The 13,573-nt window shown below is 38.0% G+C and carries 17 protein-coding genes and 1 pseudogene; 10 read left to right on the top strand and 8 right to left on the bottom strand.

Annotated features, from left to right (window positions below):
• Nucleotides 1-122: 122 nt before the first annotated feature.
• The 3 genes and pseudogenes from KQ486_RS14330 to KQ486_RS05920 form a co-directional block, all read right to left on the bottom strand.
• Nucleotides 123-200 (bottom strand): annotated as a pseudogene (locus tag KQ486_RS14330) (YjcZ family sporulation protein); the annotation flags it as partial.
• A gap of 186 nt (nt 201-386) precedes the next feature.
• The gene (locus KQ486_RS05925) at nt 387-1,595 is read right to left on the bottom strand and encodes a S1C family serine protease (RefSeq protein WP_216687052.1); all 1,209 of its coding nucleotides are present in this window, start codon (nt 1,593-1,595) and stop codon (nt 387-389) included.
• A gap of 12 nt (nt 1,596-1,607) precedes the next feature.
• Nucleotides 1,608-2,762 carry an FxLYD domain-containing protein gene (locus KQ486_RS05920; protein WP_216687051.1) on the bottom strand — a complete coding sequence of 385 codons (1,155 nt, stop codon included), beginning with the start codon at nt 2,760-2,762 and terminating at the stop codon, nt 1,608-1,610.
• Nucleotides 2,763-3,157: 395 nt separating this feature from the next.
• On the opposite strand from KQ486_RS05920, the gene KQ486_RS05915 reads away from it, so the two are divergent.
• From KQ486_RS05915 to KQ486_RS05905, 3 genes are all read left to right on the top strand, one after another.
• Complete coding sequence (locus tag KQ486_RS05915; RefSeq protein WP_216687050.1) at nt 3,158-3,376, top strand: DUF1659 domain-containing protein; 219 nt, start codon at nt 3,158-3,160, stop codon at nt 3,374-3,376.
• Between the two features lie 33 nt (nt 3,377-3,409).
• Nucleotides 3,410-3,625, top strand: a complete 216-nt coding sequence (locus tag KQ486_RS05910; protein WP_144159880.1) for a DUF2922 domain-containing protein — start codon at nt 3,410-3,412, stop codon at nt 3,623-3,625.
• 123 nt (nt 3,626-3,748) lie between these two features.
• Nucleotides 3,749-3,895 carry a YvrJ family protein gene (locus tag KQ486_RS05905; protein WP_144159877.1) on the top strand — a complete coding sequence of 49 codons (147 nt, stop codon included), beginning with the start codon at nt 3,749-3,751 and terminating at the stop codon, nt 3,893-3,895.
• Between the two features lie 198 nt (nt 3,896-4,093).
• Here the strand turns inward: KQ486_RS05905 and lepB are convergent, their stop codons facing one another.
• Nucleotides 4,094-4,603 (bottom strand): signal peptidase I, encoded by a 510-nt coding sequence (gene lepB / locus KQ486_RS05900; protein ID WP_144159874.1) that lies wholly within the window; start codon nt 4,601-4,603, stop codon nt 4,094-4,096.
• 577 nt (nt 4,604-5,180) lie between these two features.
• Here lepB and KQ486_RS05895 point away from each other — a divergent pair.
• Nucleotides 5,181-5,351, top strand: a complete 171-nt coding sequence (locus tag KQ486_RS05895) for an aspartyl-phosphate phosphatase Spo0E family protein (protein WP_216687049.1) — start codon at nt 5,181-5,183, stop codon at nt 5,349-5,351.
• 3 nt (nt 5,352-5,354) lie between these two features.
• On the opposite strand, the gene KQ486_RS05890 is transcribed toward KQ486_RS05895, so the two are convergent.
• The gene (locus KQ486_RS05890) at nt 5,355-6,503 is read right to left on the bottom strand and encodes an aminotransferase A (RefSeq protein WP_216687048.1); all 1,149 of its coding nucleotides are present in this window, start codon (nt 6,501-6,503) and stop codon (nt 5,355-5,357) included.
• Nucleotides 6,504-6,579: 76 nt separating this feature from the next.
• On the opposite strand from KQ486_RS05890, the gene KQ486_RS05885 reads away from it, so the two are divergent.
• Complete coding sequence (locus tag KQ486_RS05885) at nt 6,580-6,924, top strand: hypothetical protein (RefSeq protein ID WP_144159865.1); 345 nt, start codon at nt 6,580-6,582, stop codon at nt 6,922-6,924.
• Between the two features lie 35 nt (nt 6,925-6,959).
• On the opposite strand, the gene KQ486_RS05880 is transcribed toward KQ486_RS05885, so the two are convergent.
• On the bottom strand, nt 6,960-7,562 hold the full coding sequence (locus KQ486_RS05880) for an SCO family protein (protein ID WP_216687047.1): 603 nt from the start codon (nt 7,560-7,562) through the stop codon (nt 6,960-6,962).
• A 106-nt stretch (nt 7,563-7,668) separates the two neighbouring features.
• The gene (locus tag KQ486_RS05875) at nt 7,669-8,535 is read right to left on the bottom strand and encodes a metallophosphoesterase (RefSeq protein ID WP_216687046.1); all 867 of its coding nucleotides are present in this window, start codon (nt 8,533-8,535) and stop codon (nt 7,669-7,671) included.
• A gap of 144 nt (nt 8,536-8,679) precedes the next feature.
• On the opposite strand from KQ486_RS05875, the gene fadH reads away from it, so the two are divergent.
• From fadH to KQ486_RS05850, 5 genes are all read left to right on the top strand, one after another.
• Nucleotides 8,680-9,444, top strand: a complete 765-nt coding sequence (gene fadH / locus KQ486_RS05870; RefSeq protein WP_216687045.1) for a 2,4-dienoyl-CoA reductase — start codon at nt 8,680-8,682, stop codon at nt 9,442-9,444.
• A gap of 273 nt (nt 9,445-9,717) precedes the next feature.
• Entirely contained in the window at nt 9,718-10,164 is a 447-nt protein-coding gene (gene cbpB, locus KQ486_RS05865) for a cyclic-di-AMP-binding protein CbpB (RefSeq protein ID WP_144159856.1), read from the top strand.
• Nucleotides 10,165-10,193: 29 nt separating this feature from the next.
• Nucleotides 10,194-10,913 carry a 2,3,4,5-tetrahydropyridine-2,6-dicarboxylate N-acetyltransferase gene (dapD, locus tag KQ486_RS05860; protein ID WP_186278508.1) on the top strand — a complete coding sequence of 240 codons (720 nt, stop codon included), beginning with the start codon at nt 10,194-10,196 and terminating at the stop codon, nt 10,911-10,913.
• A 90-nt stretch (nt 10,914-11,003) separates the two neighbouring features.
• Complete coding sequence (locus KQ486_RS05855; RefSeq protein ID WP_144159852.1) at nt 11,004-12,116, top strand: N-acetyldiaminopimelate deacetylase; 1,113 nt, start codon at nt 11,004-11,006, stop codon at nt 12,114-12,116.
• 19 nt (nt 12,117-12,135) lie between these two features.
• Nucleotides 12,136-12,510 (top strand): VOC family protein, encoded by a 375-nt coding sequence (locus KQ486_RS05850; RefSeq protein ID WP_216687044.1) that lies wholly within the window; start codon nt 12,136-12,138, stop codon nt 12,508-12,510.
• Nucleotides 12,511-12,599: 89 nt separating this feature from the next.
• On the opposite strand, the gene KQ486_RS05845 is transcribed toward KQ486_RS05850, so the two are convergent.
• Nucleotides 12,600-13,421 (bottom strand): mechanosensitive ion channel family protein, encoded by an 822-nt coding sequence (locus tag KQ486_RS05845; RefSeq protein WP_216687043.1) that lies wholly within the window; start codon nt 13,419-13,421, stop codon nt 12,600-12,602.
• Nucleotides 13,422-13,573: the final 152 nt, after the last annotated feature.

Genomic DNA, 13,573 nt, shown 5'->3' with positions numbered 1-13,573 from the left:
AAATTACTAGCGCTAAAGAGAGTACGGAACTTCAGTTAATGGGTGAAATTACAAAACGCCGATCGTTTTAGAAAACGATCGGCGTTTTTCATATTTTCAGATTCAAAGTTTTGTTCATTCAACTAGCAATAAAACGCAGCACCAACAATGATTAGCAAAATAAATAGAACGACGATTAACGCGAAGTTGTTGTTATATCCGCTTCCACAGTTATTTCCTCCATATCCGGCTGGGCTTACAAAGTTATTTTGGCATCCGCAGTTGTTGTATCCTCCGAATCCGTGCATATCATTTCACCTCCAAGTTATTCATGTACTATATTCCTATGTCTCGATTGAATGACTGGGAAGGGACAATGACCTAGTTTTAATAATTTTTTTAAAATATTATTCATCTGTTGATTGATCTTCTTCTTCTTCGCTATGCTCTGTTTTCGATAACAGTTCTCTTTGCAAATTGAGAATCTTTAGTTGGTCGTTTTCATATCCGATGGTAAAGTTTGTACGATAATGATGTGTCTCTTGAACTTCTTCGTTTTGCAAGATTTGGTGATCGGATAGAACAGTCACTGAAGCGTTCTTTTCCTTATTAATTTCTATTTCAGTATCTGAGCGTTTAATCTCACCGGATACAACGTATAGTTCACGGAATTCTGGATAGGAGTATTCGACTTGTTCTTCACTACCTAATAATGAATATGCTGTAAAGTAATCCCGTAAATTCAAGGTCTCATAAAAATAATCAATTAAATATTCAACATCGGTCAATAATTTGTCATCTGCTACATCTAGAAAACCATTTGGGTCGCCATCGTAATTTAACTCTTCGTTATTTGCGGTATCTGACCACATCAACAAACGATCATAAACTTGAGAGATCGGAATGCTGAAGCCCATATCACCTTCAGACGTGGCAGCTGAATTGATGGCGATTACTGTACCTGTATCTCTATGAATCAATGGACCTCCGCTATTCCCAGTTGATATGTCTGCAGTAATCTGATACAAATTATTATACTCATAATCCGAACCATCAACAGTGAAACTACGATTCTTTCCTGAAATCGTTCCGATCGTGACAGTGTTTTGAAATCCATGAGGACTCCCGATAGCAATGATATTATCACCCGTATTTGGGGTTAATCGGGTATTAATCTCCAAGCCGCCGTTATTTGCTAATTGGGGTACCCGGATTAAAGCGATATCATCACGCTCACCGATTCCGATAATTGCTCCAACATAATTTTGCGCATCAGAGGTTTTTACATACACTTCTGAGGCATTTTGGACGACATGGGCATTCGTCACCACATCGCCTTTGTCATTGTAAACAAAACCGGAACCAATGTTTTGGCCGTAAGGGCCGGTTGTCTCGACTTGTACGACGTGTTTTTCAGCATCGTGAATAATAGTCTGTAGATCCTTTGTCTGATCTGAATCTTGATCCTCTTTGTTGACGACATCTACCAAATCAGAAGAGACACCAAGTGCTTGCTCCTGCCATTGGTTATAATAGATGTAATACAGAGAGAGACCCGTGACAAGTAAGAGGACTGTAAGAAAGACAGGCAGAATTATTTTTTTGGCTCGGTACATAGGATCACTTCCTTATTCTTCATCCAGGAACCATGAAACTTGGTTAATTTCAATGGATACTTTATCAGGCATCTCATAGTGGATGTATTCAAATTTACCCGTCTCATTCGGATAGAGTGTTTCTGGATATAAGAATGTTTCATTTTCAGTCAACAATTCATCGTTTTCATCGTACAACGAATAATTCACCGTAACCGATTGGATGGGTACAGTCGCCACGCTCTTGATTTCTCCTTTGACGACGATATCACCATATTCATCTGGCTTCGCTTCTACTTTGACAATTTCTACGGCATTGTTTTTGTTCTGGTCTTGTTCCAATTCATATTGACTTAGGGCTTGTTCAATACGTTTTTGTTGCTCTGTTTCAAACGCGACTTTTTGTTTTTCAATCGTCGATTTTAAGTTTTTTAAACGTTCACTTTCAGGGATATACCTTAAACCTTCTTCCACAATGTTAAGGGCAGTTGTGAATTGGTTGTCTTGGAGGTTTTCACTTGCTCGGGAAAATGTATCATTAATAAACCGGTCTTCCATCGATTGGACTAATTCTTCTGATTTATCTGCCTTAATGGAATGAATTTGCCATAACAATATTTTTAATTCATCAATTGTTGGGTTTTCGCTAAATTGTTGTTTAATTTGTGCGACTTGAACTTCATTTCGTTTAGAAATAATCCGGTCTAATAATCGTTGAGTCACTTCACCTTTATAGGGTTTCAATTGATCCTCTGCTTCTTGTGCTAGTTGCAGTCCCTCTTGAAATGCTTGATCCCCGATCAACTCGTCGATGGATTGGATTTTTGATTCCACTTTAAGCGCAACCTTCATAAATTCCTTAGCAGTTTTAGCCGCTTGAAAATTTGTCTTTAAAGACCCAGCTTTTTCAAACGCTTCTAATGCTTGAGAATAATGACCTTCTTCTGCATGCTGGATACCTGTTTGGTAAGCTTCTATGGTTTCGCTATTTTGATTCTCCAAATAAAAATGAATAATGATACCGCCAGCCAAAATAACGGATAACGTAATGATCGGTAATAACCACCAACGGTTAAACCCATCTTCTTTCCGTATTCGTTCCTTTACATCAGGAATCTCAGCGCCACAGACGAGACAGAATCGTTCATCTTTTTCGGTTTGTGTGCCGCATTGTGTACAATATTTCATTCAATCACCTGTCGCTCGCCTTTCATTTGATCTATTAAATCCATTTTAGCATAGTTTCTCGTGAATAATTGGTGAAGTTCGTGGCTATTTGTTAAATTTTTTCTGTGAACATTTCCATAAAAGATATGTTATTTGTTATGATATAATATGTATAGATTTGATAGTAGCAACCTTAGGAGGTGCAACAGAAGTGGATGTTGTATTAGGTATTATCATGATGGCTGTTCTTGTTACGTTTATTGGTTACTGTATATTCGACAATGCAAACCAATAATCTTCACTTAAAGAACTGTTCCCTTATCATTAGACGTAAAGAAAGTGTGAAATGTTTCAATACATTTCACACTTTTTTTATGTTCTTGGCGATTATATAGTTGAAAGGAGGGAGCAGACACATGGCGAGCGAATTAAAATTAGATACACAACTCCAGTTAATGTTTGAAACGGGGATTGACCAAGAAGGGAAAATCATAATCAAGCGTAAAAATTTCAACCAAGTGAATACAGAAGCCGATGCAACTGCACTTTATACTGTAGCAAATTCTTTAGCTAACTTGCAGGCGCATCCACTTCACCAAATCGTTCGAAACAATACGTACAATATTCAAAACTAATAGTAGCAGTTCACAAAAAAGGAGGTGGCGAGGATGAAACGAATCGAATTAAAGTTCCGGAATGAAGAAGGACGGTTATCAACAGTTTCACTAGATGACCCTAAGGAGCCTGTAGATCCAATTGCCGTTAAACAAGCTATGCAGGTGATTATCGATCAAGACGTTTTCACATCAAGTGGCGGCTCATATGTCAGTATGGATAGTGCTCAAGTCGTCGATCGTACAGTTGAAGAAATCTCACTTGATTAATTGATGACGGCTGAATAGAGGACGGCTCTATTCAGTCGTTTTTTAATGATTAAGTGCAACACTTCAATCTAAGTGTGACTCAATAGCATCGTGGCCTAGATTGATAAAAAAGGAGGGATAGGTATGGAGCAATGGATTACTTGGATTCCAGAAGTTGGTTTTCCAATTTTGGTAACGTTTTATTTATTACACAGAATTGATCATCGATTGAAGGAATTAAATGAATCTTTACTTCAGCTACCACTGAATCTTGGCACGTATAAAAGATAAGATAAACGATCACTAAAATGTTCCCTGAAAAGGGAAGTTTAAATGATTGAGAAAGTGATTCGTATCGTAATCCGAATAAGTTATAAGTAAAACTACGATAATAGCAAGAGTGATATAATTAACCCCAGTTAGTGGACTGTTTACAGTTGTCCATTAACTGGGGTTATCGTCTGTCACTTATGATGTACATTTCAGTTCTTATCGTGTCATTGAAATATGGTCAAACGGGAAGATAATAAATTCAGAACGACCGATAATATCATCTTCATCAATTAAGCCTAATCCGTTTCGGCTATCTTTACTGATCGGTCGATTGTCTCCCATAACAAAGTATTTTCCTTCAGGAACTTCTACAGGCCCAAATGCATCCGTCTCATGTCGTAATGCTTCGGTGAGATAATCTTCTTCGTAAGCTTCGCCATTTATAAAAAGCGTATTGTTTTTATACTCGATAATGTCATTTGGTTTACCAATAATACGTTTAACATAATTTTTAGTTTCACGAGAGATAATGACAATTTCGCCACGGTCTGGTTCATTGACAAAGTAAACAATTTTATTGAAAATAACCCTCTCTCCATCTTCTAGGGTTGGATCCATACTTGCGCCTTCAACAATTGATGTCGCAAACACAAATGTTCGAAGGAAAAAAGCAATAATCAAAGCAATAACAATTGCTTTACCCCATTCCCATAATTCTTTTTTCAATTTGGTTCTTCCTTTCCGTGCTGATCCTTCTATATAAGGAAGTTCATTTTAATCATTGTATACTGATTAGTTTACCACAATTATGTGGCAACTTCTTTAATCATCGTTTTTTATTTTCCCTGTTACCCGTTTCTTAAACGTATGCTCAAATGCATGTTAAATGGCTACAAAAAATAGTTTGACTTAGTTTATCTATAAAATGAAAGGGTATAATTAATTTATATTCTTTATCGATTCAGACTGAAGGACTCCATTCTCAGGTAAGCGAAGAGTGGAGGTGAACTGCTTTCCGCCAAAGGATAAACGGGCACCCCTATTGTCTGGCAAGAAGCTATATCACTTCCCATACGACCTTCGAAATTGTATAATGAGAACATACGTTTCGGTGTTGGGAGGTATCGATCTTGCTGATCAGATTATTTAGGGAAAAGTAGTTCAAATCGGTTGCCTTTTCAATCGCTATTATAATATAGTATTACTGTTTTATAACTTATGCAATAAGGATAACGAGCGCAGCTGCTCGAAATCCTTAAATGATTTATAGAAAAGAATACCTTAGAATGGTGGTTTGAAATAAATGAAAAATAAACTTAGCCAGCTTGAAAAAGAAATTGAAATACTTCGGGAGAAAATGGTCGAGCAAGCAACAGAGAAAGGAAGACTTAGTGATGAGTCCATTGAAGCTTCCCAAGAGCTTGATCGATTGATTAATGAACATATTGAACTTCAACAAAAAATGCAGAAATGATGCTTATTGATTTAAGAATTGCTCAAGACGATTTAACCCTTCTTCCAATACGCTCATTTCATAAGCGTATGAAAGCCTAAGATAACCCTCTCCAAACTTTGAGAATGCATCCCCTGGAACAAAAGCTAACTTAGCTTCGTTGACCAGTCTCATGGCAAATTCAAAACTCTTTTCATTTGTAGGAATTTTGACAAACACATAGAAAGCCCCGTCTGGAGCGACCGCTTCCATGTTCATTTGTTCAAGTCGCTTCAGTACATAGTTACGTCTTTCTTTATAAGCATTTTTCATCACGACCGGGTCTGATTTCCCTTCTGTTAAGGCTTCCAGTGCGGCGTATTGACTGATGGATGTTGGGCATGACACATTATATTGATGCACCTTCAGAACATGCTGTTGGATTTCTTTCGGTGCAAGCAAATAACCGATCCGAAATCCTGTCATTGAATGAGATTTGGATAACCCTTGTACAATCAGTGTCTGCTTTCGAACCTGTTCAAATATCCCAATAGATGTATGGTTACGCTCATAAGTTAATTCGCTATAAATCTCATCTGCTAAAATAAAAGTGTCTCTACCACTGATCAAATCGGCAATTTCTTGGAGTTCTTCTTTAGATAAGGTAACGCCTGTAGGATTTGAAGGGTAAGAAAGGATGATACATTTGGTCTTACTCGTCAGGTTTTCTTTTAAAAGGTCAGCCGTTAATTTAAAACCGTTTGTCCGTGTGTCTATATATTTTGGTGTTGCTCCAGCCAAGCGAATTAGTGGTTCGTAGCCTGGATAAACCGGTCCTGGTAAAATGACTTCATCTCCAGGTGAAAGGATTGAACGTAATGTGATATCAATCGCTTGGGAAGCTCCAACGGTAACAATCACTTCATCTTCAGGTCGATAAGATAATTGGTAGTTTGATTGGACAAAATCGCTAATTGCTTTCCGCAAATCCAACAAACCTGCGTTTGGTGTATATTGCGTATGATTTTGGTCTAAGGCTTGTTTGGCTGCCTCTTTGATATGAGCTGGAGTCTGAAAATCGGGTTGCCCAATTGTTAAAGATAAAATGTCTTTTTGGTCACCAACTAAATTGAAAAACTTACGAATTCCAGAGATTTCAAGTCCTCTTACGGTATCATTCAATAAATGCTCCATTGATTATTCCTACCTTTACAAATATTCTTGATTGAATTGTCATGTCATTGCCCATAATGGGTGATGGGGTGAGAAAATGATTTTCAAAGAGATGTATCAAATCATTACAGAAGATTATCTTGCTGTGTTCTTGTTAATATTAATTTCAGCAATTAGCTATCTAGGAGTCAATCGATTCGTCCGTTTTTGTTTAATGCGATATGGAACCAGGACATTGAGTTTTATGTTTACAACCATCCTGTTGTTATTCTGGGTGTTTAGCGATTTCAGCTTTCTATCCCATCAACTGACAGATACGAATGAAAGGTATCAATTTCTTCTCAATGTACTCATTGCATTAATGTTATTCGGACTTTTATTGATTGCTGCGATTACTGTTAAGAGTTTATCACAGATGAAGAAAAACAAGAACAATATATAAGGTGAAGAAAAAACGAGCTATTGATGAGCTCGTTTTTAATCTTTCTTATAATATTCCACGTAATCTAGAATCTGCCCGTATTCTTCTTGGTCAGTACCAGAAAACATATTCAGAACGGTACCTTCAGGAGAAACGAGGAAAAAAGATATTCCATGGTTTACTTGATCATAACCGTCGACTTTAGAAACAAGCGTTTTAAATGAATTTGCCGCAAAGCTTTCGATTTCTTTTTGGTTATACCCAGTTAGAAAATCCCAATTCGTAAAGTCTGCATTAAAATTATTTCCATACTCTTTTAAATCTTTTGGATCATCGTTTACTGGGTCCACGGAAAATGATACAAATCGTAAATCAATATCCTTTTCTTTCGCTTCGGACTGTACTTTTGACATGTTTGCAGTCATTGGTGGACAAACCGTTTCACAGTTGGTGAAGATAAAGGTGCCCACCCAGTAATTGCCTTTAAGGTCTTCAAGGCTGACAGTCTCTCCATCTTGGTTTGTATACTCAAAGTTCTCTACTTCCGTTTCAAGTTGAGGGTCTGGTGTATATTTCCCTGACTCGTCTTCTCCACACGCTGAAAGAAACGTAACCGAAAGAATAACGAGCAATCCAATCATTATTTTTTTCAGATTCATAACCTGCCACTCCAGTACTATATTTACTATCATTTTAACACCTTAACTTGAATGCTAACGAACGAAAACATGAAGAAATTTCAACAAATCTTAGAAGTGAGAAGTTTTACTTTGAATCATCTTTTCTTAGTGTATATAGATTGATCTCTGGACGACATAAAAACCGAAATGGAAGACGGGTTGTTCCAAGGCCTTTTGAGACAAATAGCTGTAAAGGCCTTTCGCCAAGCGTAAAGCTTCCTTCTACATACTTCTCACCTAAAATAGGTGTAATAATATAACCGATGATCGGTAACTGAATTTGACCGCCATGACTATGACCAGATAGTTGCACATCAAACGGAAAGTTTTTCGTCGTGTCCGCAAAATCTGGTTCATGTGAAAGAAGAATATTGAATCGATCTTGTTCTGATTGATCAATTAATTGGGTAATCTCTGGATTGCCAAGTAAAATATCGTCCAATCCAGAGAGATTGAAGTAATCCCCATCTTTTTGAATTTTCGTCGTCTCGTTTTTTAACAGTTGAAAACCTGCAGAGGACATCACTTGAGCAATCTTTTCAGTTCCATATCCGCCATGATCATGGTTTCCGTATATCCAGTACTTTCCATGACGTGCTTGTATTTCACTTAGTTTATCAATGACCTTTGCGTACTGTTGGTTGGAGATTGTCGATGGATCATCGATAAGATCACCGGTGAATAAGATAAGATCTGGGTCCAATTCTCCGATTGTTTGAATCAAATCATCGAGTTCCTTCAATCCATAATTAAACCCGATATGAGTATCCGTTAACTGTAACATTTTAAACCCTTCAAAAGACTCAGGTATCCGTTCTGATTTTATGTCATTTCGAACAATATTTACCCAACGAGGCTCAATTTCGTGCGCATAGTAATAACCACCGTAACCTGCTCCGACTAAACCAATTGTCCCTATTAACGAACGTTTCAGAAATGTTCTCCGATTCATAAGCGGTTAATCACCTTTCTGTTCAATTAGTTGCATTATAGCATGAGGTTCACTGTTTGTAACTTGAGAAAAATGAACGAATATTCATTTTTTTGGAGGATTTCGAGTGTCTATCTCGAATGTATTCGACAGGGAGGGGAAAAAATGAAAAACAAAGTTGTTATCGTTACAGGTGGCTCCAGTGGAATGGGTAAGTATATGGCTAAAAAATTTCACAATGAAGGAGCTAAAGTCGTGATTACCGGTAGAAATGAAGAAAGGTTGGATGAAGCAAAGAAAGAAATAAGTTCAGATGGTTCAAATATACTGTCAGTAGCTATGGATGTCAGGAATCCGGAAGACGTTGAACGAATGGTTCAAGTCACAGATGAGACATATGGACGTATTGATTTCTTAGTGAATAATGCTGCAGGTAACTTCATTGTACCTTTTGAGAAATTGACTCCAAATGGTTGGAAATCCGTAATCGACATCGTATTGAATGGAACGTTTAACTGCTCTTCCATCGTCGGCAAGTATTGGATTGAAAAAGGCATAAAAGGTTGTATTACAAATATGGTCGCAACTTATGCGTGGAATGCAGGTGCATACGTTGCTCACTCTGCTGCTGCGAAAGCCGGTGTTTTATCTCTGACACGTACATTGGCGGTTGAGTGGGGGAGGAAGTATGGTATTCGAGTCAATGCAATCGCACCGGGACCGATTGATCGGACAGGAGGTTCTGAAAAGTTATGGGAATCTGAAGAGGCGGCCAAGCGTACGATTCATTCCGTTCCACTACAGCGGCTAGGTGAACCTGAAGAGATTGCTGAGTTGGCCTATTTCATGTTCTCCGATAAAGCAACGTATCTAAATGGGGAAGTTATTACATTGGATGGTGGACAATGGTTAAATGAGCACCCTTTCTAAAAAAACAATCTTATTGTAATCTCAATTTGATGAAATAGGATAGGAAGCCAGTTTTCCTATCCTATTCATGTCATAGGTATCTTCAAATACTCTTCTATTCTTTCTGATTACATTGTATCCATGGCTTGTAAGATACCCTTAGTTGGAGTCTCGCTAGTGAAAAAGCAAAATCGAGAATAATGATTTCATTACTCATTCGAATTGGTTTATGATAAAATTATGGTTGACTGGAGAAAGAGATCACCACTTCCATTAAGGTTAGGGGGAGACTAAATGCTTAATGTGACAGAATTTGATCTCACGCAAAAATTAGTGAATGAATACATGATCGATTCTGACAAAGTGGCTCACGTCCAATTGAACAACCCATTGAAACATGCGCTGCTGGTACTCACAAAAACTGGATATAACGCTGTTCCAGTTTTGGATTATGACGGCACGTTTAAGGGTCTGATCAGCAAATCACATATTATCGAGAAAATGTTCGGTTTAGATCAAATCGAAGTTGATTTACTTGATGAAATAACTGTGAAGCATGTAATGGACAATGACATAAAAACATTGCAATTGGGTGAAACACTGGAAAAAGCATTACATTTATTAATTGATCATAATTTTGTCTGTGTCGTAAACCATTCCAACATAATGGAAGGCATCTTAACCAGAAGGCAGCTGTTGAAGCAAATTAGGAATCAATTTTATCAGCAAAAAACAATCTAATGATCAGAATAGTATTGGAGGAAATTGAAGTGGAAATGATGGACGCAAATCAAATTATTGATTTTATCTCAAATGCAAAAAAATCAACACCTGTAAAGGTATATGTAAAAGGCAGTAAGTTGGATGCTATTGAATATCCTGAAAACGTGAAAGACTTCATTCAGGGTGACACAGGAGTTTTATTCGGTGAGTGGAAGGATATTGAAAAGATCATTGAAGACAACCAAAATATCTTTGATGATTATGTCGTCGAAAATGACCGTCGTAACTCGGCAATTCCTTTACTGGATTTGAAAGGAATCAATGCTAGAATCGAACCGGGCGCGATCATTCGCGATCAAGTTGACATTGGTGATGGCGTCGTTATTATGATGGGGGCTTCCATTAATATTGGAGCTGCCATTGGTGAAGGCACGATGATTGATATGAATGCAGTACTCGGTGGAAGAGCAACTGTCGGAAAAGATTGTCACATCGGAGCCGGAACAGTGTTAGCTGGTGTCATTGAGCCACCATCCGCAAAACCGGTAATTGTTGAAGATGAAGTCGTCATTGGAGCAAACGTCGTCGTATTGGAAGGTGTCACTGTCGGCAAAGGCGCGGTTGTAGCGGCTGGTGCAATTGTAACAGAGGATGTACCACCGAATACAGTCGTGGCGGGTACACCTGCAAAAGTGATTAAAGAAATTGATGACCAAACAAAGTCCAAGACAGAGATCAAAAAAGAATTGAGAAAGTTAGATAACTAATATTCATCTAAGCGGGACTTCGATTTTGTCGATAGCCCGCTTATTTGTTTCTGTAGCATCAATTTTCTATTGTGAAAGGTTTGAGAAAGAATGGAAAGACAGTGGGTACAAGTACGTAGGGATTTGCACCAAATTCCTGAGATTGGTTATCAAGAATATAAAACACAGGGTTATTTGGAATCGATGATTAATCGCTTGCCACAAGAGCATCTTCATGTCGAAAAGTGGAAAACAGGATTGTTTGTTTTAGTGAAAGGTATTGAGGGGAAACGTACAATTGGATACCGCGCAGATATCGATGGACTTCCCATTAAAGAAGAGACTGGATATTCCTTTGCATCACAGCACGAGGGATATATGCATGCTTGTGGGCATGATTTTCATATGACAATTGCACTTGGAGCATTAACCGAAGTGGTTGAAAATCGAATGCAAGATGATATTTTATTTATTTTCCAACCGGCCGAAGAAGGACCGGGGGGCGCTGAACCGATGCAAACAAGTGACTTTTTTCAACAGCATCGTCCGGATATCATTTTTGCACTGCATATAGATCCTTCATTGCCAGTTGGAACAGTTGCTACGAAGCCAGGAGTTCTCTTTGCGAATACGAGTGAACTATTTATCGATTTTTACGGAAAAGGCGGTCACGCAGCGTATCCTCATCTAACGTCTGACATGTTGATGGCAGCAAGCGCATTTAATCTACAGCTTCAACAGTTGGTATCTCGTGTTACCGATCCACTTAGTGAAGCAGTGGTGACGCTGGGTAAAATGGTAGCTGGTACAGCAGGTAATATTGTTGCAGAACATGCAAGAGTAGAAGGGACCATGAGAACGTTGGATCCCCAAGTCATACCACTTTTACGTGAGCACATTCAAACGCTACTCAATGGTATTGAGGAACGTTATCATTGCAGTACTTCCGTAGATTTCGGGGCGAGCTATTATATGGTGGATAATGATTCTGCTTCTGTAGAGCAATTTAAAACTGCTATTCAAAGAACTTCTGTTCAATACCAGGAGGCTCCAATCTCAATGGCTGGTGAAGATTTCGGATATTTTCTAAAAAATATTCCCGGATTTATGTTTTGGTTGGGAGTTGAATCACCGTATGGACTCCATCATAGTAAACTTCAACCGAAAGAAGAAGCGATCCACGTCGGTATTGAAGCGGTTACCGCTGCATTGGAAAAATTATAAACGGGAGAGAGATAAACACATGACTCATATGTTTAAAAAAATCGATCATGTTCAGCTGACAGCACCAACCGGTTCTGAATACGAAGCAAGGGAATTCTACGCTGGTATGCTTGGTATGGAAGAGGTGAAGAAGCCGGAATCTTTAGAAGCAAACGGAGGGGTTTGGTTCCGATTTGGTGAATTTGAACTTCATATCGGTATTGAAGAACCCTATACGCCGGCCAAAAAAGCTCATCCCGCTTTTGAGGTTGACCAGCTTGATGAATTCATCGCCTTATTGGAAGAACATAAAGTAAATTACACAGTAGATGACCAATTACCGAATGCAAATCGAATCTATTTAAACGATCCGTTTGGCAATCGATTGGAAGTCTTGGAATGGATTGAGCAATAATACGATTAAACTTAAAAAACCCTTTGTAAGTCCAACGGATAGGACTTCCAAAGGGTTTTTTAGAACTTGTAAAACAAAGGGCACAAAACTTAAGATTTTGGAACATTGACCTGATGAGGGTAAGGAATTTCAATGTTGTTCTCATCCAACGCTTCTTTGATTCGTTTTCTTAACTCTCTCTCTATGCCGAACTGTTCGTTTTTCTCCGTTTGTGCAATGACACGTAATGTGACTTGTGAGTCGTCAAGGGATTGTACGCCAACGACATCAGGTCCTTCTTTAATCAAAGGATTTTCGCTCATTTCTTCACAAACTTTTTGAAGGACTTGTGTAACATGGTCAATATTTTCTTCATAAGCAATTCCAAAATCCACAAGTGCACGCATATTTCCGCGTGTGTGGTTATTAACATTTTGTATATATCGGTTCGGAATATAGTTTAACGTGCCGTCAAAGCTTCTGATTTGAGTTGTCCGAAGACCTAATTCTTCAACGATTCCGTTTTCTCCACCTGCTGTAACATAATCATCCACATCAATCTGCTTTTCAATCAAAATGAAAAATCCTGTCACGATATCACTGACTAATCCTTGTGCGCCGAAACCAATGGCTAATCCAATAATACCTGCACCTGCCAATAGAGGAGTAATCGGTATATTAAAGATTCCCAGCAACATAACGATAAACAAGAAAATTAATACATAATTATATACGTTAATGAGTAGATTGCTAAGCGTTTTCTTTCTACCTTCACTTAGCTTTTGTTTGGTGGCAACTTGATTCATTAAGCTTGTGATCAATTTCTTGCCAATTGGTTTAATAATTAAAAATAAAATAAGTAATAACAAAATCCTACCGGAAATTGTTAATGCAGAGCTGATCATTACGCCCCAATCAAGATCAAAATTCATTTTAATAACCCCTTTTAACGATGATTTTCTTCAGTGTAAATTGTTAACTTCGTTTATGTATTTAACGAAATACACTAAACAACAACACTATATACCCTTACACTTATATCTTCAAACGAAAAAGCAAATAATTTAATTTGGTTGAAAATAAT

The organism is Allobacillus halotolerans, assembly GCF_018967645.1.
Taxonomy (GTDB): domain Bacteria; phylum Bacillota; class Bacilli; order Bacillales; family Alkalibacillaceae; genus Allobacillus; species Allobacillus halotolerans.
Note: the sequence above shows the minus strand (reverse complement) of the source record. Positions and strands in the feature narration are given on the sequence as shown.